This window comes from Brachybacterium phenoliresistens, assembly GCF_039530785.1.
Lineage (GTDB): Bacteria > Actinomycetota > Actinomycetes > Actinomycetales > Dermabacteraceae > Brachybacterium > Brachybacterium phenoliresistens.
In genome coordinates this window covers 441,067-462,367 of the sequence record NZ_BAAAOW010000003.1, presented here as the reverse complement: position 1 = coordinate 462,367, position 21,301 = coordinate 441,067, and the positions used below count along the sequence as shown (strand labels likewise).

Genomic DNA, 21,301 nt, shown 5'->3' with positions numbered 1-21,301 from the left:
CCGCATGTTCGGACGCACAGCGCACCTCGAGTCCCAGATCGCCCACCTCCGAGACCGGCTCGACCGGCAGGAGGCCCTGCTGACCGCGCTCGCGGCGCAGGCGGGTCTCGACCCGGCCGCGGTCCGCGCCGCCGGCGTCGAGGACACGATGCCGGCCCCCGTGCTCGATGCGCTGCGCCGGCGCCAGATGATCCTCGCGATCAAGGAGTACCGCACCGCGACCGGGGCGGGCCTCGCCGAGGCCAAGCGCGCCGTCGAGGAGTACGCCGCCGCGCACGGGTACTGAGCCTTCCCGCCGGGCGCCCCGGGTGGCGAGGCTCTCCCCGCGAGGAGTTGGGCGTTATGCAAGGCTATGCATACTATGCAGGGATGACGCATCATCCGCCCCGGCGCCGCACGCTCCTGCGCGCCCTGCCCGCCGTCGCGCTCGGCGCGGGCGCCGCCCCGGCGCTCGGGGCCTGCACCCGGGCGAGCGAGCGCCTGGACGCCGAGTCCAATGCGGTGCCCGAGGTCGACCTCTCCGGCATCGAGGAGGTCCCCGAGATCGCCGCCCTGGTGCCCGCGCACATCCGCGAGCGGGGCGAGCTGATCAACGGCGCCGCCCTGAACTACGCGCCGGGGGAGTTCATCGGATCCTCGGGCGAGGCCGTGGGCTACGACATGGACATCCTCGCCGGCATCGGTCGCGTGCTCGGGCTCGCCACCCGCACCGAGGCGGCCGTGTTCGCACAGATCATCCCGGCCGTCGGCGCGACCTACGATGTGGGCATCTCGAGCTTCACCGTCAACGCGGAGCGGCTCGAGGCCGTCACGATGATCTCCTACTTCCAGGCCGGGATCTCCTACGCGGTCCGGGCCGGCAACCCCTACGGCATCGACCCCGAGCAGCTGTGCGGCAAGCGCGTCGCCCTGCAGGTCGGCACCTACCAGGAGGAGCTGTCCCTCGAGCGCTCCCAGGAGTGCCGCGAGGACGGGCAGAAGGCCTACGACCTGCTCGCCTACGCCTCCAACTCCGACGCCGCGACCAACGTCGCCGGCGGCAAGGCCGACATCCTCATGGCCGATTCCCCCGTGACCGCCTACGCGATCACCCGCTCGCGCGGCACCCTCGAGGGCATCGGCGAGATCGAGGAATCGGCCCTGAACGGCATCGTCGTCGCCAAGGACCAGCCCGAGCTGGCTGAGGCGATCCGCGCGGCCGTCCAGCACCTCATCGACTCCGGCGACATGCAGCGCATCCTGGCCGCCTGGGGCAACGAATCCGGCATGATCCCGACCGCGGAAGTGAACCCCGAACCGTGAGCACCTCCTCCATCGCCCCGCCCCCGGCCGCCGCGCCGGCCGCCGGCGACTACACCCCCATCCGCGCCAGGTCCGCCCCGCGCCCGGGCACCTGGATCGCCGCCGTGATCGTGGCGCTGCTGGTCGTGGCGCTGGTGAACTTCCTGCTGACCAACCCCGTCCTGGACTGGGGGACCGTGGCCACGTACATCCTGGACGTGAAGGTCGTCCAGGGCGTGGGCTGGACGCTGCTGCTGACGGTGCTGTCCATGGTGGTCGGCACCGTGATCGCCCTGCTCGCCGCGATCATGCGCCGCAGCGACAACCCCGTCCTGCGCGGCGTGGCCTGGGCGTACATCTTCGTCTTCCGCGGCACCCCCGTGTACACCCAGCTGGTGTTCTGGGGCCTGTTCACCGTGATCATCCCGAAGATCGTGATCGGGGTGCCCTTCGGCCCGGAGCTGCTGTCCTTCTCCACCCGCGACCTGTTCACCGCCTTCTGGGCGGCCGTGATCGGCCTGGGCCTGAACGAGGGCGCCTACCTCGCGGAGATCTTCCGCTCGGGCCTGAACAGCGTGGACCGCGGCCAGAGCGAGGCCAGCCGCGCCCTGGGCATGAGCGAGGGGCTGATCCTGCGACGGATCATCGTCCCGCAGGCCATGCGCGTGATCGTGCCGCCGCTGGGCAACGAGACCATCGGCATGCTGAAGACGACGTCGCTGGTGCTCGCGGTGCCGTTCACCCTCGACCTCACCTTCGCCACCAACGGCATCGCCAACAAGCTGTTCACGCCCATCCCGCTGCTGATCGTCGCGGCGCTGTGGTACCTCGCGATCACGAGCGTGCTCATGGTCGGCCAGCACCACCTGGAGAAGTACTTCGGCCGCGGCTTCGACGCCCGCACCCCCGGGGCGCCCGGGACGAAGCGCTCCCGCCAGTCCGCCGTGAACAGCGCCGGCACGACCCCGCAGAACCCGCTCCCCGAGGTGGAGCTGTGATGAGCCACGAGAACACCCACCGCGCCGCCCCCGCCGAGGAGGCCGTCCCCGCGATCCAGATCGAGGGCCTGCACAAGTCCTTCGGCGACGTGCACGTCCTCACGGGCTGCGACCTGACCGTCCGCCCGGGCGAGGTCGCCGTGCTGGTGGGCCCCTCCGGCTCCGGAAAGTCGACGCTGCTGCGCTGCATCAACCAGCTCGAGGAGGCCAGCGCCGGGCGCGTGCGCATCGAGGGCGTCACGCAGGGCTACGCCGAGCAGCCGCTGGCCGACGGCCGCTGGCAGAAGCTGTCGGCGAAGCAGATCGCCGCCCAGCGCGCCCGCATCGGCATGGTCTTCCAGCGCTTCCAGCTGTTCCCGCACATGACGGCGCTGCACAACGTGATGGAGGCGCCGGTCCACGTGCTCGGCATGGAGAAGGCGCAGGCCGAGTCCGAGGCGCGGGAGCTGCTGGCGCGGGTGGGCCTGGCCGAGCGCGCCGACCACTACCCCTCGGAGCTCTCCGGCGGCCAGCAGCAGCGCGTCGCGATCGCCCGGGCCCTGGCCATGAAGCCCGAGCTCATGCTGTTCGACGAGCCGACCAGCGCCCTGGACCCGGAGCTGGTCGCCGAGGTCCTGGCCGTCCTCCAGGACCTCGCGGCCGATGGCATGACGATGGTCGTGGTCACCCACGAGATGGGCTTCGCCCGCGAGGTCGCCGACACGGTCGTCTTCATGGACGAGGGCCGCATCATCGAGCAGGGCCCGCCCGCCCAGGTGATCGACTCCCCGCGCTCGGACCGCCTGAAGGACTTCCTCGCCTCGGTGCTCTGAGCCCCCGCGCCGCGGGCGCGCTCTCGGTGCTCTGAGGCCCCGCGCCGCGGGCGCGCTCAGGCCTCCGGCGCGGCGACCTCGCCCCAGACGGTGCGCATGTGGGAGCGGGAATGGCGCTCGGCGGCGTCCTCGTCGCCCTCGGCGATGGCGAGGGCCAGGCGCATGTGCTCCTCGAGGGTGCCGGGCACGGGGATCGGCGGGGTGAGGCCCAGGCGGGTGCGCCCCTCGAGGACGGCCTGGACCGGCCGGGCGAGCGCGGCGAGCTGCGGGTTGCCCGAGGCGGCCAGCAGCAGCTCGTGGAAGGCGACATCGGCCTCGAGATAGGGCTCGGTGTCCCCGAGGCCGCGGCCGCCGAGGTCGACGAGGACCTCCGCGAGCCGGCGCAGCTCGGCGCGCTGGGCCGCCGTGGCGCGGCGCGCGGCGAGGAGGGAGGCCATGGGCTCGGCGGCCACGCGCAGCTCGGCGAGGGCCTCGAGCTGGCGCTGGCGGAAGGGCCCGCGCAGGTTCCAGCCGATCAGCTGGGGGGAGAAGGCGTCCCACTGCTCGCGCGGCTGCACGGTCACGCCGACGCGGCGCCGGGAGGTGACCATGCCCAGGCTCTCGAGCACCCGCACCGCCTCGCGCACCACCGTCCGCGAGGCGCCGAGAGCCTCCTCGATCCCCGACAGGGTGAGCACCTCTCCCGGCGGAAGCTCCCCGGCGGCGATGCGCCCCCCGATATCGTCGAGAACGTCACGGTGCATGCCGATCGCCATCGCGTCTCCTTCGTCGTGCTGCGGCGGCCGAGGAGCGGGCGGTCCGGATCACAGCCCGAGTTCCTCAATGGTGCTACCTTACCGGCTGAAAAAGTAGTACCTTTGCTCCACGGCGCCGGGGCCCGAGGCTCGTCCGGACGGCACGGCGCCTCCTGTCCCTCGCATTCAACGGAGAATCCCCCATGGAAGACTGGACCCAGACCCTGGGCGCCGGACCGCTCCTCGGCATCGCCGCGGTCGCCGTCGCGCTCATCCTGTTCCTCGTCATCAGGGTCAAGCTGCACGCGTTCCTCGTGCTCGTGATCGTCTCCCTGCTGACCGCCGTCGCCACCGGCATCCCCGCCGAGTTCCTCGTGAAGACCCTCGTGGAGGGCTTCGGCGGGACGCTCGGGAACGTGGCCCTGCTCATCGGCTTCGGCGCCGTGCTCGGTCGGCTCATCGAATCCTCCGGCGGCGCCAAGGTCGTCGCGGAGAAGATGGTCTCGATCTTCGGCGAGAAGCGCGCCGCCTTCGCCCTCGGCGTCACCTCGCTGCTGCTGGGCTTCCCGATCTTCTTCGACGCGGGCCTGATCGTCATGCTGCCGATCATCTTCGCCGTCGCCCGCCGCATCGGCGGCAAGAACCTCCTGCTCTACGGCATCACCGCCGCCGGCGCGTTCTCCGTCATGCACGTCTTCGTGCCGCCGCACCCCGGCCCCGTCGCCGCCAGCGAGTTCTTCGGGGCGAACCTCGGCGTCGTGCTGCTGGTCGGCCTCGTCATCGCCTTCCCGGTCTGGTACATCACCGGCTACCTGTGGGCCCGGTTCGCCAACGCCCGCAACCCGCTCGAGGTCCCTAACCTCTTCGGCCAGGACGACGACGAGATCGCCAACCCGCCCAGCGCCGGCCTCGTCGTCGCGATCGTCGCCCTGCCGCTCGTGCTCATCCTCATGAACACCGGCCTGAACGCCCTGGGCAGCGCCGGCATCGTCGACAAGACCCAGGGCTGGGTCCACGCCCTGCGCCTGATCGGCGAGTCGCCCGTCGCCCTGCTGATCACCGTGCTGGTGGCGCTGGTCGCCCTCGGCACCGCCCGCGGCGAGAAGGGCTCGGCCCTCGAGAAGCTCGTCGACGGCACGCTCGCCCAGGTCGCCTCGGTCATCCTCATCACCGGCGCCGGCGGCATGTTCGGCTCGGTGCTGCGCGCCTCCGGCGTCGGCGACGCGCTCGCCGACACCCTCTCCGGCTGGGGCCTGCCGGTCATCTTCGCCGCCTACATCATCGCGCTGGTGCTGCGCGTGGCCCAGGGCTCGGCGACGGTCGCCCTGGTCACCACAGCCGGACTGCTCTCCCCGGCGGTCATGTCCGGCGGGTTCAGCGTCGTGGACACCGCGGCGATCACCCTGGCCGCCGCGGCCGGCTCCGTGTTCGCCGGCCACGTCAACGACTCCGGCTTCTGGCTGGTCGGGCGCCTGATGAACATGGACGTCAAGACCACCCTGAAGACCTGGACCGTCCAGCAGGCGATCCAGTCCGTGGTCGGCTTCGTGCTGGTCCTGGTCATCTACGTGGTCCTCTGATGGCGGGGCACGACCTCTTCGACGTCACCGGCCGCCTGGCCCTGGTCACGGGATCCTCCCGCGGCCTGGGCCTGGCCCTGGCCACCGCGCTCGCCGATGCGGGCGCCCGCGTCCTCCTCCACGGCCGGGACCAGGCCGCCCTGGACGCGGCCCGTGCCGCGGTCGAGGCGGAGACCGGGCAGCGGCCGGAGGCGGTCCGCTTCGACGTCACCGACGCCGCCGCGGTCGAGGCGGGCATCGCCGCGCTGCTGGCCGAGCACGGCGTGCCGGACATCCTGGTCAACAACGCCGGGGTCCAGCGCCGCGCCCCCATCGCGGAGTTCCCCGTCCAGGACTGGGACACGGTGATCGCGAGCAACCTCTCCAGCGTCTTCTACGTCTCCCGGCACCTCGCGCCGGCGATGGTGGAGCGCGGCTCGGGCAAGATCATCAACATCGCCTCGGTCCAGTCGAAGCTGGCCCGCCAGACGATCGCCCCGTACTCGGCCAGCAAGGGCGGCGTCGCGCTGCTGACCCAGGGCATGGCCGCCGACCTCGCGCGATCCGGCGTGCAGGTCAACGCCATCTCCCCGGGCTACTTCGCCACCGAGATGAACCGGGCCCTCGTCGAGGACGAGGCGTTCACCGCCTGGCTCACCGCCCGCACTCCGGCGCAGCGCTGGGGCGAGGTGCGCGAGCTCGCCGGGACGCTGCTCTACCTCGCCTCGGACGCCTCGGCGTTCGTCTCGGGCCAGAACATCTTCGTCGACGGCGGCATGACCGCCGTCGTCTGAGCCCCCGCTGCCGGCCGTCGGCGGAGGTCCCCTCGGGGGCCCGGCCGGCGGGGGCAGCCCCCGGCTCCATCGGCCCGGGCCGATCCCGCTCGACCCCGCACGGAAGGACGCAGACCATGGCAGCACAGGACGACCCCGCAGCGCAGGCCCCCGCACGCGATGTGGTGATCGGCGTGGACATGGGCACCACGGCCACCAAGGCCGTCGCCTACGACGTGTCGGGGGCCCAGCTGGCCTCGGCCTCGCACGGCTACCCCCTGCAGGCGCCCCATCCCGGGCATGCGGTCCAGGACCCGGAGCTGATCCTCGCCGCGGCCTACGCCGGCGTGCGCGAGGTCGTCGCGAGCATCGGCGCCGAGCGGGTGGCGGGGCTGTCGTTCTCCTCGGCCATGCACAGCCTGCTGGCCCTGGACGAGGACCTGGCCCCGCTCACGCCCGTGGTCACCTGGGCCGACACCCGGGCGTCCGCCCAGGCCGAGCGGGTGCGGGCCTCGGCCGAGGGGCTCGCCCTGCACCGCCGCACCGGCACGCCGGTGCATCCGATGTCGCCGCTGCCCAAGCTCATCTGGTTCCGGGAGCAGGAGCCGGAGATCCGCACCAAGGCCGCGATCTGGGCCGGGATCAAGGACTGGGTGCTGCTGCGCATGTGCGGCGCCCTGGTCACGGACCATTCGCTGGGCTCGTCCTCGGGCCTGATGGACATCCATGCCCTGGCCTGGGACGAGGAGGCGATGCGCCTGGCCGGCGTGCGCCCCGAGCAGCTGCCGGAGCTGGTGCCCACCACCACCGTCCTCGAGGGCCTCACCGAGGAGGCCGTCGCCGCCACCGGGCTGCCCGCGGGGACCCGGGTGGTCGTCGGCGCGGGCGACGGGCCGCTGGCCAACCTGGGCGTCGGCGCGGTGCGACCGGGCGTGGCCGCCTGCTCGATCGGCACCAGCGGCGCCCTGCGCGTCACCGTCGACCATCCCGCGGTCGACCCGCTGGGCGGGGTGTTCTGCTACGCCCTCACCGAGGACCGCTGGGTGATCGGCGGCGCCATCAACAACGGCGGCGTCACCCTGGACTGGGTGCGCTCCCAGATCGCCCGCGGCCCCGCGGTCCCGGCCCCGGCGGCCGAGGACCCCACGGGCGACGGCCCCGCGCCGGAGGCGGCCGAGCTGCCCTCGGCCGCCGAGCTCCTGGACGAGGCGGCGACCGTCCCGGCCGGCTCCGGCGGGCTGCTGATGCTCCCGTACCTGCTCAGCGAGCGCGCCCCGCACTGGGGCAGCACCACCCGCGGCGCCTATGTGGGTCTGACCCGCGGGCATCGGCGCGAGCACCTGGTGCGCGCCGCCGTCGAGGGCGTGGCCCTGCAGCTCTCGCTGGTCCTGCAGTCGATGCGCTCGGCCGGGCTCGAGATCGACGAGATCCGCGCCACCGGCGGGGTCATGCAGCACCCGCTGTGGCGGGAGACGCTCGCCGATGCCCTCGGCGCCCCCATCGGCTTCCCGGCCCAGCACGAGGGCTCCGGCTTCGGGGCGGCGCTGCTGGGCATGCAGGCGCTGGGCCTGATCGCCTCGATCGACGTCGCCGCCGAGATGATCCCGGTGGCCACCCGGCAGCGCCCGCGGCCGGCCGATGCCGCCGTCTACGCCTCGCTGCGGCCCGTGTTCGACCAGCTCTACGACGCGCTGCTGCCGGCCAACGACCGCCTGCTGCGCCTGGCCCCGTCCCTGCCGCTGGACCGCTGAGCCCGCCGGACCGCTGAGCCCGCCGGACCTGCGACCGGGAGGCTCAGCGGCCGGTGCCGTCCACGGCGAAGGTCTCGATCGCCGCGAGCTCGGCGTCGGTGAACGGACCGGCCTCCAGGGCCGCGACGTTCTGCTCGAGCTGATGCACGCTCGAGGCGCCCACCAGGGCCGTCGTCACCAGCGGGTTGCGCAGCGCCCAGGCCAGCGCCATCTGGGCGAGGCTCTGCCCGCGCCCGGCGGCGATCTCCGCCAGGCCGCGGGCCCGCTCGAGGTAGCGGGGATCGCGCACCGTCTCCGCGCTGAGGAACACGCTGGCCCCGCCGGCCCGGGAGTCCTCCGGGACGCCGCGCAGGTACCGGCCGGTGAGCAGGCCCTGCTGCAGCGGGGAGAAGACCGCCACGCCGATGCCCAGCTCGTCGACCGCGTCCAGCAGGCCGCCCTCGATGTGGCGGTTGAACATCGAGTACGAGGGCTGGTGGATCAGCAGCGGCGTGCCGAGGTCGGCGAGGATCCGCGCGGCCTCCCGGGTGCGCTCGGGGGAGTAGTTGGACACGCCCGCGTACAGCGCCTTGCCGGAGCGGACGGCGTGGGCCAGGGCGCCCATCGTCTCCTCGAGCGGGGTGTGCGGGTCCTCGCGGTGGTGGTAGAAGACGTCCACCGTCTCCAGGCCCAGGCGGCCCAGGGACTGGTCCAGCGAGGCGAGCATGTGCTTGCGCGAGCCCCAGCTGCCGTAGGGCCCCGGCCACATGTCATAGCCGGCCTTCGTCGAGATGATCAGCTCGTCGCGGTAGCGGGCCAGGTCCTGGGCGAGGATCCGGCCGAGGTGGGTCTCCGCGCTGCCCGGGGGCGGGCCGTAGTTGTCGGCGAGATCGAAGTGGGTCACGCCCAGGTCGAACGCGCGGCGCACGGTCGCGCGCAGCGTCTGCGGATCCCGGTCCTCGCCGAAGTTCTGCCAGAAGCCGAGGGAGATCGGCGGCAGCAGCACGCCGGAGCGCCCCGCCCGCCGGTAGTCGGTGCTGTCGTAGCGGTGCGCGGCGGGGACGAAGGCGTCGATGCTCATGGCTGCGAGCCTAGTGGCTGAGGTCGCGCACCAGGACGTCGAACCGGGCCTCGGGATCGGCGAGGGCCGACGGGTCCAGCGGGAACGGATGGGTCGCGCCGGTGGGCACGAAGCCGCGGCGCTGGTACCAGGCGTTGAGCTCGTCCCGCCCCTGGAGGACGTGGATCTCCAGCTCGAGCACGCCCGCCTCGCGCAGCAGCGCGACCTGCGCCTCCAGCAGGGCCCGGCCGATGCCGCCGGCCTGGGCGGCCGGATCCACGGCGAACAGCCCGAACTCCGCCCGGGTCCCGGCCCGCTCGGTGTAGCAGCAGCCGATCACGCGGCCGTCGGCCTCCGCCACCAGCAGCGCGACCGCGGGCGCCGCGATCAGGGCGCGGACCTCGGACGCATCGGTGCGGGCACCGGAGACCAGCCCCTCCTCGGTGGTCCAGCCGCCCGGACCGCGGTAGGCCGCCTCCACGATCTCGAGGATGCGCGGCACGTCGGCCGCATCGGCCGCGCGGATCTGCGGGGCGCTCACGAGAGCACCCCCAGGCCCCGCAGCGCGCGGGACAGGCCGTGGCCGTCGGGCGCCCGGACCGTGCGACGGGAGTCGCCGGGAAGCCGGGACGGCGCCTCCGCCAGCGGGCGGCGGCTGCCGTGGGCGAGGACCTGCTCCGGTTCGGTCAGCTGACGGATGGCGATCGCCTCCACATGGTCGGGATGGTAGGCCTCGAAGGCCCGGTAGGTGTCGGGGTCGTGCTGCCCGTCGTCGCCGATGAGGATCCACTTCACCTGCGGGAACGCCTCGGCGAGGCGGGCGAGGGCGCGGACCTTGTGCTCACGGCCCGAGCGGAAGAACCCGGTGTTCGTCGGGCCCCAGTCGGTGAGCAGCATCGGCCCGTCGGGGTAGCCGTTCTTGAACAGGAAGCGCCGCAGCACCGGGAACACGTTCCACGCGCCGGTGGAAAGATATACCACCGGGGCGGCGGGATGCTCGCGCAGGATCTCCTGGTAGAGCGCCGGCATGCCCCGCACCACCCGGCGCGAGGACTGGTGGATGACGAAGGCGTTCCAGAACGCCAGCAGCGGCCGCGGCAGCCAGGTGATCATCACCGTGTCGTCGATGTCGCTGACCACGCCGATCCGCTCCTCGGGGGAGAACACGAGCACCTCGGCGGTGACGGCGTTGCCCGGATGCGTGGACAGGACGGCTTCGTGCCGTCCGGGCGGCAGGTCCACGACGAGCTCGGTGTCGATGATGCCGGAGCGGTCGGCGTGGACGAGGAACTCGTCCCCGGCGATGGTCACGCGCACGCGCGCGAAGGGCGCGACCTGCGAGGCGAAGTTCCGCCAGCCGCGCACCGCCATGGTGCGCATGTCATGGACGGGCTGGTCGTGATAGTCGGCCGGGGTCGAGGGGGAGGCGTACAGGACCTTCGCCAGCACGCGGATGCGACCGGGGGCGCCGTAGCCGATGAAGGGCTGCAGGCGCACGTCCCAGCCGAGCCGCTGCAGCACGCGGCCCATCAGCCGGTTCTTCGTGTTCTCCGTGCGCGCCGCCCAGTGCGGCCGGTCCCGGGCCGGGATGAAGGGGGCGTCGGCGGGCAGGGGAGGGCGCGGTCCTGCGGGGCGTCGCGGCATGCCGGACGAGAGCGGGGGCGGGTCAGACCGCGCGGGACATCTTGATCCAGGACGAGTCCGGATCGTCCTCGACGACCTGCCAGCGGTCCCCGGTGTCGGTGAAGCCGAGCGACTCGTAGAGCTTGCGGGCGGGGGCGTTGGTCGGCCCGACATACAGCGTCACGGTGTCCGCGCCGTCGGCCTTCGCCCAGGCGAAGACGGCCTCGGCGAGAGCGTGGGCGATGCCCGACTTGCGGGAGGACGGCGAGACCCACATGGCCTGCAGCTCGCGCTCGTTGGCGGGGGAGTCCTCCTCGTGCCGCGAGGCGACCACGGCGACGGGCTGCTCGTCCTCGACGGCGAGGAACCAGGCGGCCTCGTCCACCCGGCGCTGCCATGCCTGGTCGTCGTAGGCGGACTCGCGGTCCCAGCTCTGCCCGAAGGAGGACGGGTCGGAGCTCAGCGAGCGCAGGCGGATCTCCCGGACCAGATGCCAGGTGTCGTTGTTCGCGCGGATGATCTCGGCCAAGGCAGTCCTCCAGTGCAGGTCATGTATCGCTGGTCCCCGCAGATGGGGCGAGGAACGGCGCTCCCTGGTGATTGTACGGGTCGACACGGGGCACCGACACTGTGCCACAGCCGTGCCCGGAACGCACGCCGGGGCCCCGCGGAGCGCGAGCCGGTGGAACGGCGCCCCGCACGGTGCCGGAGCTGTCACAATGGCCGGGTGACTGCACTGCGCGTCCTCACCGTCTGCACGGGAAACGTCTGCCGCTCGCCCGCCGCAGCGGTGATGCTGCGCGAGGCGGTGCGCGCGGATCCCCGTCTCGCCGCCGATGTCGAGGTGCACTCGGCGGGCCTGAGCTGGGAGGCCGAGGGGGAGCCGATGGACCCCCGCACCGTCCTGGCCCTCGAGCATGCCGGCTACACCCAGCCCTTCGAGCACACGGCCCGCAGCATCCACCAGTCGGAGCTGCCGACCTGGGACCTGCTGCTGCCGATGACGACCGATCATGCCGCGGCGCTGCTGCGCAAGGCCGAGCAGATCCCGCCGGACGCCCCCACCCCGGAGATCTCCCTGTGGCGGACCTTCGATCCGCTGCTGCCCGCCGGCGCCGAGGACGAGGACATCTCCGTCCCGGACCCGTGGTACGAGGGCCAGGAGGCCTTCGACGAGACCATCGAGGTGCTGCGCGGGGCGCTGCCGACCCTGCTCGAGCACATCGCCGAGCTGCTCGAGGCCAAGCGGGTCGCGGGGCGCTGAGCGCGCCCGGCCCCGGCGGCCGGCAGGACCTCGGCAGGACCTCCCGGCTCAGCGGTGCAGGCAGGGGCCTTCGGGCTCAGCGGCCCTTCGAGGCCTCGCGGGCGGCCCGGCGCTCGGCCCGCACCGTCTGGTGACGTCCGTGCCAGGTGGCGGCGACGAATCCCGCGGCCGTCAGGAACCCGACGCCGAGGGCGACGACGAGGACCTGCCCCATGCGGCCCCACGCGGAATCCGAGTCCTCGGTGAAGGTGCTGATGAGCTTGACGATCCGCCCGTCGTCCTCGTCCTCGTCCTGCGTCCGGGACGCGCCGGTGTGCAGGGTCTCGGACTCCTCGGCCTGCGGTGCGCCGCGATCGGCCGTCTGGGACTGCTCAGGGGTCCGCGCTGCGGCCGATGTGCTCCGGTCGGTGCTCTCGTCCGTCGCCGGCGGGTCCTCGGGGACCGCCCCGGGCGGGAAGAAGGCTGCGGGCTCCGTCGGGGTCGAGGGCTGCTCGCTCGGGGTCGTCGGCTCGGGCGCAGCGGGAGCGCTCGTGGCGGCGGCGGAGCTCTCCGGATCCTCCGTCGGCGTGGTGGGCGACTCGCGGGGCGTCGACGGCTCCTCGGTGGGCGTCGTGGGTGCCGGGCTGGACGGCGTGGGCGACGTCGACGGGGTCGTGGGCGACGGGGCCGGGGTCGTGGGCGACGCGGTGGGCTCCGGCCCCGTCCCCTCGGGGGAGTCGTCGGTCGGCGTCCCGGAGCCCTCCCCCTCGGTGGGGGCCTCGCTGCTGGGCTGCTCGGTGGGGGTTCCCGTGCTGGGGTCCCCGCTGCTGGGCTCCTCGGTCGGGGGCGGAGCGATGGTCCCCGGCGGGGCGATGCCGTCGTCAGGATCGGGCGTCGGCTCGCAGCTCGGGTCGTCCGACGGGGTCGGCTCCGGCGACGGTGACGCGGTGGGCGTCGCCGTGGGCGAGGTCGTCGTGGAATCGGGCTCGCTCGTCGTCCCGTCGCTCGGGGCGGGAGCCGGCTCCGGGTCGCAGGTCGGCGTCGGGGAGGGCGTCGGCGTGGGGGAGGCCGTCGGGGTGGTGGTCTCGGAGGGGGTTGCGGTCGGCGTCCCGGTCGTGGAGGGGGAGGCCGTCGGCGTCGTCGTGGACGATGCGGTCGTGGTGGTGGGGGCGGAGGGCGCGGCGCTCGTGGTCGTCGTCGGGTCGCCGGTGGCGGACTCCTCGGAGTCGGGCTGCGTCGAGGGCTCCTCCACGGGAGGGGAGACGGGATCGCTGGGCTGCGGATCCGCGATCGCGGAGTCCTCGACCGGCGTCGTCTCGAGGTCGGGATCCTCGACGGGCGTCGTCTCGGGATCCGGGTCCTCGACGGGCGTGGTCTCGGGATCGGGGTCCTCGACCGGGGCGCTGGTGGGCTCCTCCTCGGGGGGAGCGGCGGCGTCCTCCGTCACCTCCGCCGGGGGCGGATCCTCGGTGCCCTCGTCCGGGGCAGGGGCGTCCTCGTCGGGGACGGAGGTGTCCTCGTCGGGGACAGACTCTTCGAACGGCGGCGCATCGGCCGCAGGCTCCACGGGCGCGCGCCGGTCCGCGGCGGGGACGTCCTCGGGGCTGCGCCCCTTCTCCGAGCTGCCCTGGTCATCGCCATGAGCGCCGCGGGTGATCCCGACCTCGAGCCCGTCATCGGCCGTGTCGGCCGGGGCCTCGACGGCGGCGGGATCCGAGGGGGCAGGGGACTCCGCGGCGGCGGGAGCGAGGGGGAAGACGCTGGTCGCCAGCAGGGCGGCGACGGCCGCGCGTGCGCGCGCAGAGCTCCGCATGTGCGTCCCCCTCTCCTGCGGTTCGCTGTTCCGGTCGTCCGATATCGGCTCCCGGGTGGTCGATCCCGGAGTCCGGTGCACGTTTCAGGATCCGCCGAAGCGGTGCACCCCGCAAGAAGGCGTGAAGGATCCCACCTCGCGGAGAGGCCGCCCGAGGGACGGCCAACGGCCCCCCACGATAGCGGATGCGCCGCAGACCGAGGAGGGCCGATGGGGAAAGGAGAGGAACGTCAGCTGTTCAGCGCGCCGTCGACGACGTTCTTCGCCGCCTCCTGCACCTCGCGCAGATGCTCCTCGCCGCGGAAGGACTCCGCGTAGATCTTGTAGACGTCCTCCGTGCCCGAGGGACGCGCCGCGAACCACGCCGACTCGGTGGAGACCTTCAGGCCGCCGATCGCCTCGCCGTTGGGGGCGACCGTCATCTTCGCGGTGATCGGCTCCCCGGCCAGCTCGGAGGCAGAGACCTCCTCGGGGCTGAGGGCCTTCAGCCGGGCCTTCTGCTCGCGGCCGGCCGGGGCGTCGATGCGGTCGTAGGCGCTCGCCCCGAACTCCGCGACGAGCTCGCCGTGCAGCTGGCTGGGCGTGCGGCCGGTGACGGCGAGGATCTCCGAGGCGAGCAGCGCCAGGATGATGCCGTCCTTGTCCGTGGTCCACACCGAGCCGTCATGGCGCAGGAAGGACGCCCCGGCGCTCTCCTCGCCGCCGAAGCCGACGGAGGAGTCGATGAGGCCCGGCACGAAGTACTTGAAGCCCACCGGCACCTCGTAGAGCTCACGGCCCAGCGACGCGGTGACCTTGTCGATCAGGCTGGAGGAGACCACCGTCTTGCCGACCTTCGCGCCCGCGGGCCACTGCGGGCGGTGCGAGAAGAGGTAGCGGATCGCGACCGCGAGGTAGTGGTTGGGGTTCATCAGCCCCGCATCGGGCGTGACGATCCCGTGGCGATCGGAATCGGCGTCGTTGCCGGTGGCGATGTCGTAGGTGTCCTTCTGCTCCAGCAGCGAGGCCATCGCCCACGGGCTCGAGCAGTCCATGCGGATCTTGCCGTCGCGGTCCAGCGTCATGAAGGACCACTGCGGGTCGACGGTGGGGTTGACGACCGTGAGGTCCAGGTCGTGCATCTCGCCGATCATCGCCCAGTAGTCGACGGCGGCGCCGCCCAGGGGATCGGCGCCGATGCGCACGCCCGCGCGGCGGATCGCCGCGATGTCGACGACGCTGGGCAGGTCCTGCACATACGTGTGGAGGTAGTCGTAGCGGCCCGCGTGCTGGACGGCCTTGCTGCGGTCCACCCGGCGCACCTCGCGCAGGCCCGAGGCCAGCAGCTCGTTGGCGCGGTCGGCGATCCAGCCGGTCGCCTCGGACCCGGCCGGCCCGCCGTGCGGCGGGTTGTACTTGAAGCCGCCGTCGCGCGGCGGGTTGTGGCTCGGGGTGACGACGATGCCGTCGGCCCGCGAGGAGTCCTGCGGTCCCTTGCCGCGGTTGTGCACGAGGATCGCGTGCGAGACCGCGGGGGTGGGGGTGTAGGTGTCCATCGCGTCGATCAGGACCGTCACGCCGTGGGCCGCGAGGACCTCGAGCGCGGTGTCGAAGGCCGGGCGGGACAGGGCATGGGTGTCGCGGCCGATGAACAGCGGGCCCTGGATCCCCTGGGCGGCGCGGTACTCGACGATCGCCTGCGTCGTCGCGGCGATGTGGTCCTCGTTGAAGGCGGTGTCCAGGGAGGAGCCGCGGTGCCCGGAGGTGCCGAATGCCACGGCCTGGTCCGGATTCGAAGGATCGGGGTGGAGGTCGTAGTAGGCGTCGAGGACCGCGTCGACGTCGATCAGGTCCTCGGGCTGTGCCTTCTTGCCTGCGCGGGGATGCATGATCCGCACTCCCTTCATGGGAACGATGGTCCGGCCACTCTAGGTGGTCCCCGGGGCCGCTCCGACCGGGAGCCGGGAGATGAGACGTGCAGGTCAGGCGCGGCGCCCGCGCACCTTGGTCACGATGCCCACGATCAGCAGCACGAGGCCGACCAGACCGAGCAGCACGCCGCCGCCGATGCCGGCGAGCATCGGCCCGGCCATGCCGAAGATGCTGTACGGGCCAAGGTAGGCGGCATCGGCCGTGGTGCCGGTGCAGGTGATGGTCATGCGGGTGTCGCCCTGCGCGACCGCGCCGAGCACCTGGTGGTACGTGCTGCCGTCGCCGAACTGGACGGTGCTGGACTGGGGGACGACGGTGACCGTCCCGCCCTCGCCCTCGGCCGTGCACTCCGCGGTGGCGGCATCGGCCTCGGGGACGTAGACGATGACCATGGAGTTGCTGGGGACCTCGACCGTGGCCGTGGATCCGGGCATCACCGTCGGCCCGGCGACCGCGTCGCCCACGAGATGGTTCACCGAGAGCACCAGGCCGATCACGAGCGCCGCCGGCGCGAGCACCAGCAGCATGACCAGTCCCAGGACCAGCGGGATCGTGCCGCGCCCGCGGCGACGTCCCGGATCGACGGACGCGGGGCCCTGCGGACCTGACTGCGCCGACCCGGCCTGCCAGCTCGGGGCGGAGGGTCCCTGGCCGTACGGGCCGGCGGGGTCTCCGGCCGGCCCCGGGGTGTGGCCGGCGTGCCCGGCCGGCTGCGCCGACGGCTGGCCCCAGGCGCCGGAGGAGGCCGGGGCCGCCGCCGGTCCGGACCCCGCCGGCGGCATCGATCCGGCGGGAGGGTGCTGCGCCCAGCCGGCGTCCGAGGAGGGGGCCTGCGGGTCGGGCGGAGCCTCGCCCGGCCCGGGGGGAGAGGCGGGCAGGCCGTAGACGGGGCGCGGGCGCCGAGGGCTCGGCGTGAGGCCATCCTGCTCGGACATCGGGTCTCCTTCGCGGCGGCGGTTCGCGCCCGGCGCCGCGGTCGACGGTCGGGAGGGCGCTGTCCGGATTCCCGGGAGCGCCGGGCCAGGATAGCGACGCCGCCCGGGAGTCCGCCGAGCGCCGCCTCGCGACCCGGGCGGGGCCGGTCCCTCAGATGCCGATGCTGGTCTGGGCGAGGCGGGCGATGATGAGGCCCATCCCGAAGCAGGCGAAGGGCGTGGCCAGCCAGACGGCGAGGATCCGCCGCACGACCGGCAGCCGCAGCGCCCGCGGCCCCCGCGCCAGCCCCGCCCCCATGATCCCCGCCGCGATGGAGTGGGAGGAGGAGACGGGCAGGCCCATGCCCAGGGAGACGAGGCCCATCAGGGTCGCGGTAGCGGCCTCCGCGGAGAAGCCCTGCGGCGTGGTCAGGTCGGTCAGGCGCGAGCCCAGGGTGCGGATGATCCGGTGCCCGCCCATGAGCGTGCCCAGCGCGATCGCGACGGCCACGGTGTACGGGGCGGAGGCCAGCACGGCGCCGGGCATCGGGGAGGTCGTCGCGACGGCCACGATCACCGCCATCGGGATCAGGGCGTCCTGCAGGCCGTGGGCGGTGGCGACCAGCCCTGCCGAGACGGTCTGCGCGAACCGCAGGTGGCCGCTGCGCAGACGGTCGCTGGTGAGCATCCGCGAGATGAGCTGCATCGTCGCGTAGGCGGCCGCCGCCCCCAGCAGCGGCGCGAAGGCGGTCGGCAGCAGCGAGCTGCGGGCGATGGTGGGCCAGTCCGCGTCCCAGCCCAGCACGAGGGACGCGCCCCCGACCCCGGCGAACAGGGCATGCCAGCTCGAGGAGGGCATGCCCATCCACCAGGTGATCAGATCCCACAGGATCGTCACGAGGACGCCGGCGAGGATGATCCACAGGAGCACCGGGCCGGGGGTGTCGACCCCCGCGGTGATATGGCCCAGGCCCATCCGCTCGAAGGCCCAGGTGGACGAGATCGTCACCAGGCCGATCCCGAGCAGCGCCCCGAACAGGTTCAGCAGCGCCGCCATCCCCAGCGCCGTGCGCTCCCGCAGGGCGCGGGTGGTGATCGTGGTGGACACGGCGTTGGAGGCGTCGTGGAATCCGTTGACGTAGGCGAGCAGCACGGCCAGCAGCGTGATCACCGCGGCGAGGGGCTCGACGGCCATCCTCAGGTGTCCTTGATGCGCAGGAGGTCGGCCTGTCGGGCCGCCCGGTCCAGCAGGGCCAGCAGCTCCAGCATCCCCTGGGCGACATCGCGGCCGCGCAGCAGGTCCGCGGCGGAGCCGCCCCGGGTGTAGAGCTCGGCGATGGACCGCTCGACGAGGCGGTCCCCGTGGCGTCGCAGCCGGCGCATCTCGCGGTGGTACTCGCCGAGGCCGCGCAGGTCCGGCAGCGTCCAGCCCGCCTCGACCGTGAGGTCCGCGGCCCGCTCGACGACCTGGGCGGCCTCGAGCATCGGGGTCGAGATGCGGCCCAGGGAGAAGGACACGGTCAGCTCGGCGATCCGCTCCATGCGGTCGGTCGCATCGGCCATCGACAGCGCGAACTCGTAGAGGACCTCCGCCTCGAAGGGCGTGATCAGCGATTCGGCCAGGCGGTTCCCGATGCGCGCGGTGAGCTCCGAGGCGCGGGTGGCGTTCTCGTGCAGGGCCGGCAGGGCGCGGGAGCGGTCGCGCGAGGGCTGTCCGAGGGTGCGGGAGAGGAGCTCTGCACTGCCGGCGAGGAGCTGGGCGAGGTCCGTCAGCAGGCTGTGGAGGGGACGCTCGAACTGCCGTGGGAAGAGACGCACCAGCCCTCCGTATGCGAGGCCCCGCGGGACGTGCCGCCCGGGGAGGGCGACGGGAGAGGCCCCGGGGCGGACGAGAAGCAGACGCGCCGGACCGGGATGCGCCTGTCGGCGCGAAGGCCGCTCGAAGCGGCAAATGTTGGAGCCCGGGGCAACCGCGGCCCGGCGCACGATCCATCGTAGAGCACTCGATCGGATCGCGGGGCCGGTCTGCCCCACGTGTGGGGAAGATCCTGCATGATCCGACGTCAGGGCCGCTTTCGGAGCGTGCGGCGGGATCTCAGTCCAGGGTGCCGTGGCGGGCGGCGTGGCCGGCGGCGGCGAGCTCCTCGCCGGTGGTGAGCAGGCGCTCGGCCTGGACCGTGAGCTCGCGCTGCGCGGCCTCGGTGGACTCGGAGTCGGCCAGATGCGCCGTGCCGTGCGCGGCGATCACCGCCACCGCCCCGGCGCGGGCCAGTGCCACGGACAGGTCGCCGGTGAAGGCGCCGCGCAGGATCAGGTCCATGGCGCTGCGGGTCTGCTCGAGGCTCGGCGGCTCCTCGAGGCCGGCGAGGTAGCGCAGGCCGGGCACCGTCCGGGAGCCCTCGCGGTATCGCAGGGTGACCTCCTCCGTCTGCCGCTGCACCCAGGTGTGCAGGACGTAGAGGCGCCACAGCGCCCCGGGCAGCGAGGTCGCGGGGGCTGCGGACCACAGGGTCGCGAGGTCCCCGAGGCCCTCGCGCTCGACGAGGGTGAGCACGCGCTGGACGACGTCCTCGTCGGCGCTGTGGAAGACGCCGTGCAGCAGCGCCTCGGCGCTCTGGTGGGCGAGATCCGCGGTCTGGGCGGGGTCGGGCGCCCCGGGGATCGCATCGGCCACCGACGGGTACAGCGGGGCAGGGCGGCGGAACGACGGGGTCGGACTCATGCACGGCACTGTACGCGCCGGGACTGGGCGGGCCGGGGCCGACTACGGTGATGCCATGACGATCCCTCGGCGGCTGGACCCGGACACCGGGCCGCCGCGCGCCCTGCCGGACTTCCGGCGCTCCGCGGGAACCATCGAGCGCATGCTGAGGGCCCTGGACCATGGGCCGGAGCTGAGCACCCAGGAGCGCCCGGCGGTCCCCGGCGCCTCCGGCACGGGGCGCGGCCCGGTGCGGGTGACGACCTCGCGGATCGTCGTGCGCTCGGCGCTGCTGCGCACCGCGATCGCCGCGCTGTGGCTGTGGGCCGCGCTCGTGCCCGGGGTGCTGGGCCTCCTGCTGCTGATGCGGGTCCCCGCCGGGCACGCGCCCGATGTGGCCGTGGTCGTGGTGGTCGCGGGGCTGGGGCTCGGCGCCCTGGTGCTGCTGCTGGCCGCGCTGCGCTGGGGCGTGCTGGCCCTGGCCGCGGTGCGCTCCCGCCTGGAACGGGATGCCGAGGCCGTGACGGTATTCGGGGCGTTCGGCTCCCGCCGGGTGCCGTGGCGCGACATCGCGGGCGTGGACAGCCGCGCCGTGCACCCCGTGCACGGGGTGAGCGCGGCGCTGGTGCTGCGCGGCGGCGGGCGCGTGGTGATGCCGCTGTTCGACCGTCCGGTGTGGACCTATGCGCAGCCGTCCCGCCGGGAGATCCGTGAGCTGCGCGCGGAGATCGTGCGACGTGCCGGGAAGGACGGTGGGCGAGCATGGAAGCCCTGATGATGACGCTCGGATCGGGATGGGTCAGCGGGGTGCGGCCCTACTTCATGATCTTCCTGCTGGGGCTGTCGGGACGCCTCTTCGGGATCGAGGAGGTGCCGGCGGTCCTGCAGCGCACCGACCTGCTGGTGATCGCCGGGATCCTGCTGGTCGTCGACTTCGCCGCCGACAAGATCGCCTACTTCGACTCGTTCTGGGATGCCCTGCACACCGTGGTGCGCCCCATCGCGGGCGGCGCCATCGGCTACCTCCTGGGCGGCGAGACCAGCACCACCGCCGCGATCGTGATGGCGGTGCTCGGCGCGGCGGCGGCCTTCGGCGCGCACACCGCGAAGTCGACCGCCCGGGCCGCCGTGAACGTGTCCCCGGAGCCCGTCTCCAACGCCCTGGTCTCCGCCGGCGAGGACGCCGCCGTCCTGCTCATGGGCGTGCTGGCGGTCGCGCTGCCGGCGCTCGCCGCGGTGCTGGCCCTGCTCCTGCTCGCCGCCGGGCTCTACCTCGCCCACCGGCTGCGTCGCTCGTTCCGCAACCTCCGCGCGCGCCTGCGCGAGGCCCGCGCCCGCCACGCCCCCGTCCCGGAGTGAGCCGGCCCCGCGGGGCGCGGAGCGGTGAGCCTTCCTGCGGGACCGGCCGGAAGCCGGTCCGGCCGGTCAGGCGTGCGGGGCGGCGCTGACGCCGTCGGCCCAGAGCTCGGCGACCACCGGCAGGACCTGCTCGGAGCTGATGTCCGAGACCTGCAGGACGTCCTCCTCGGTGAGGGGCTCGTGCCCCACCTTCCAGGCGCCGTCGTCCTCGACGTGCAGCATGAGCTGCGTGGTGGTGGCCGGGTCGCCCGCGTCGCAGCGGCGCAGGGAGACGGTGTTCCCCGGCGCCTGGGCGAGGAAGGCCCGGGCGATGTCGGTGACGGCCTGCGGCACCTGGTCCGGCGAGGCGAGGGCCGTGACCAGGAAGGTGTCCAGCTCGTCCTGGGTGAGCATGAGGACGGACTGCTCGGCGGCGACGAGGAAGGCCATGCGCATCGCCCCGCCCTGCGCCAGGGCCATGCCCAGCCAGCGGTTCGCGCTGGTGAGCGTGCCGGCGACGATCTGGCCCTCGCGGCCCAGCAGCCACTGGCCGTCGGCCGACTGCTCGACCTTGCCGCGGGCGCGCAGCCCGGCGGCGACCGCTGCGGAGACGAAGTCGGCCGCCTGCTCGGGAGCGCTGCGGATCCCGATCTGCTCGCGGGTGATCTCCGCGGCCTCGGTGCGGCGCAGGTTCAGCATGAAGTCGATCTCGTAGGCGGTGTAGATCGTCTGCGTCTCGTCCGCGCTGCTCGCGGCGGCGCCCGGATCGGCGTTCTCGGTCATGGTCACCTCACGGTCGTGCACGGATGGG

The 21,301-nt window shown here is 73.6% G+C and carries 22 protein-coding genes; 10 read left to right on the top strand and 12 right to left on the bottom strand.

Annotation, left to right across the window (positions count from 1 at the left end; translation table 11 throughout):
• Positions 1–4: 4 nt before the first annotated feature.
• The 4 genes from ABD234_RS09715 (at position 5) to ABD234_RS09700 (ending at position 3,091) form a co-directional block, all read left to right on the top strand.
• Entirely contained in the window at positions 5–286 is a 282-nt protein-coding gene (locus ABD234_RS09715; protein ID WP_344355610.1) for a hypothetical protein, read from the top strand.
• Positions 287–369: 83 nt separating this feature from the next.
• Complete coding sequence (locus tag ABD234_RS09710) at positions 370–1,302, top strand: ABC transporter substrate-binding protein (protein WP_038372018.1); 933 nt, start codon at positions 370–372, stop codon at positions 1,300–1,302.
• Complete coding sequence (locus ABD234_RS09705; RefSeq protein ID WP_084148396.1) at positions 1,299–2,279, top strand: amino acid ABC transporter permease; 981 nt, start codon at positions 1,299–1,301, stop codon at positions 2,277–2,279. Before ABD234_RS09710 ends, ABD234_RS09705 begins: the two co-directional genes overlap by 4 nt.
• Positions 2,279–3,091, top strand: coding sequence for an amino acid ABC transporter ATP-binding protein (locus ABD234_RS09700; RefSeq protein ID WP_038372020.1), 813 nt, complete (start codon positions 2,279–2,281; stop codon positions 3,089–3,091). The genes ABD234_RS09705 and ABD234_RS09700 overlap by 1 nt, the downstream gene beginning before the upstream one ends.
• A gap of 56 nt (positions 3,092–3,147) precedes the next feature.
• Here ABD234_RS09700 and ABD234_RS09695 read toward each other — a convergent pair whose 3' ends face one another.
• Entirely contained in the window at positions 3,148–3,846 is a 699-nt protein-coding gene (locus ABD234_RS09695) for a FadR/GntR family transcriptional regulator (RefSeq protein WP_038372021.1), read from the bottom strand.
• A gap of 182 nt (positions 3,847–4,028) precedes the next feature.
• Here ABD234_RS09695 and ABD234_RS09690 point away from each other — a divergent pair, with 182 nt between their 5' ends.
• The 3 genes from ABD234_RS09690 (at position 4,029) to ABD234_RS09680 (ending at position 7,908) form a co-directional block, all read left to right on the top strand.
• Entirely contained in the window at positions 4,029–5,405 is a 1,377-nt protein-coding gene (locus ABD234_RS09690; protein ID WP_344355605.1) for a GntP family permease, read from the top strand.
• Positions 5,405–6,178, top strand: coding sequence for an SDR family oxidoreductase (locus ABD234_RS09685; RefSeq protein WP_038372023.1), 774 nt, complete (start codon positions 5,405–5,407; stop codon positions 6,176–6,178). The genes ABD234_RS09690 and ABD234_RS09685 overlap by 1 nt, the downstream gene beginning before the upstream one ends.
• A 116-nt stretch (positions 6,179–6,294) precedes the next feature.
• Positions 6,295–7,908, top strand: coding sequence for a gluconokinase (locus ABD234_RS09680; protein ID WP_344355601.1), 1,614 nt, complete (start codon positions 6,295–6,297; stop codon positions 7,906–7,908).
• 43 nt (positions 7,909–7,951) lie between these two features.
• Here the strand turns inward: ABD234_RS09680 and ABD234_RS09675 are convergent, their stop codons facing one another.
• The 4 genes from ABD234_RS09675 to ABD234_RS09660 are packed head-to-tail and all read right to left on the bottom strand — an operon-like array spanning position 7,952 to position 11,099.
• Positions 7,952–8,968: an aldo/keto reductase gene (locus ABD234_RS09675; RefSeq protein WP_344355599.1), complete on the bottom strand. Its 1,017-nt coding sequence runs from the start codon at positions 8,966–8,968 to the stop codon at positions 7,952–7,954.
• A gap of 10 nt (positions 8,969–8,978) precedes the next feature.
• Positions 8,979–9,488, bottom strand: a complete 510-nt coding sequence (locus ABD234_RS09670; protein ID WP_344355597.1) for a GNAT family N-acetyltransferase — start codon at positions 9,486–9,488, stop codon at positions 8,979–8,981.
• Positions 9,485–10,591 (bottom strand): App1 family protein phosphatidate phosphatase, encoded by a 1,107-nt coding sequence (locus tag ABD234_RS09665; RefSeq protein ID WP_344355595.1) that lies wholly within the window; start codon positions 10,589–10,591, stop codon positions 9,485–9,487. Before ABD234_RS09665 ends, ABD234_RS09670 begins: the two co-directional genes overlap by 4 nt.
• A 22-nt stretch (positions 10,592–10,613) precedes the next feature.
• Entirely contained in the window at positions 10,614–11,099 is a 486-nt protein-coding gene (locus ABD234_RS09660; RefSeq protein ID WP_038372026.1) for a GNAT family N-acetyltransferase, read from the bottom strand.
• A gap of 198 nt (positions 11,100–11,297) precedes the next feature.
• Here ABD234_RS09660 and ABD234_RS09655 point away from each other — a divergent pair, with 198 nt between their 5' ends.
• Positions 11,298–11,834, top strand: a complete 537-nt coding sequence (locus ABD234_RS09655) for a low molecular weight protein-tyrosine-phosphatase (RefSeq protein ID WP_038372027.1) — start codon at positions 11,298–11,300, stop codon at positions 11,832–11,834.
• A gap of 76 nt (positions 11,835–11,910) precedes the next feature.
• On the opposite strand, the gene ABD234_RS09650 is transcribed toward ABD234_RS09655, so the two are convergent.
• The 6 genes from ABD234_RS09650 to ABD234_RS09625 form a co-directional block, all read right to left on the bottom strand.
• Complete coding sequence (locus ABD234_RS09650) at positions 11,911–13,626, bottom strand: hypothetical protein (protein ID WP_344355591.1); 1,716 nt, start codon at positions 13,624–13,626, stop codon at positions 11,911–11,913.
• Positions 13,627–13,856: 230 nt separating this feature from the next.
• Positions 13,857–15,494 (bottom strand): phosphoglucomutase (alpha-D-glucose-1,6-bisphosphate-dependent), encoded by a 1,638-nt coding sequence (pgm, locus tag ABD234_RS09645; RefSeq protein WP_198025389.1) that lies wholly within the window; start codon positions 15,492–15,494, stop codon positions 13,857–13,859.
• A gap of 93 nt (positions 15,495–15,587) precedes the next feature.
• Positions 15,588–16,472 carry a hypothetical protein gene (locus ABD234_RS09640; protein ID WP_344355587.1) on the bottom strand — a complete coding sequence of 295 codons (885 nt, stop codon included), beginning with the start codon at positions 16,470–16,472 and terminating at the stop codon, positions 15,588–15,590.
• Between the two features lie 151 nt (positions 16,473–16,623).
• The gene (locus ABD234_RS09635; RefSeq protein WP_344355584.1) at positions 16,624–17,646 is read right to left on the bottom strand and encodes an inorganic phosphate transporter; all 1,023 of its coding nucleotides are present in this window, start codon (positions 17,644–17,646) and stop codon (positions 16,624–16,626) included.
• A 2-nt stretch (positions 17,647–17,648) separates the two neighbouring features.
• Entirely contained in the window at positions 17,649–18,269 is a 621-nt protein-coding gene (locus tag ABD234_RS09630) for a DUF47 domain-containing protein (RefSeq protein ID WP_232226274.1), read from the bottom strand.
• 277 nt (positions 18,270–18,546) lie between these two features.
• Positions 18,547–19,173: a hypothetical protein gene (locus tag ABD234_RS09625; protein WP_038372031.1), complete on the bottom strand. Its 627-nt coding sequence runs from the start codon at positions 19,171–19,173 to the stop codon at positions 18,547–18,549.
• Positions 19,174–19,228: 55 nt separating this feature from the next.
• On the opposite strand from ABD234_RS09625, the gene ABD234_RS09620 reads away from it, so the two are divergent.
• Positions 19,229–19,927 (top strand): PH domain-containing protein, encoded by a 699-nt coding sequence (locus ABD234_RS09620; protein ID WP_344355580.1) that lies wholly within the window; start codon positions 19,229–19,231, stop codon positions 19,925–19,927.
• Positions 19,915–20,511, top strand: coding sequence for a DUF4126 domain-containing protein (locus ABD234_RS09615; RefSeq protein ID WP_344355578.1), 597 nt, complete (start codon positions 19,915–19,917; stop codon positions 20,509–20,511). Before ABD234_RS09620 ends, ABD234_RS09615 begins: the two co-directional genes overlap by 13 nt.
• Before the next feature lie 66 nt (positions 20,512–20,577).
• Here the strand turns inward: ABD234_RS09615 and ABD234_RS09610 are convergent, their stop codons facing one another.
• A complete protein-coding gene (locus ABD234_RS09610) occupies positions 20,578–21,273 on the bottom strand; it encodes a hypothetical protein (protein ID WP_038372035.1) in 696 nt (231 codons plus the stop codon).
• Positions 21,274–21,301: the final 28 nt, after the last annotated feature.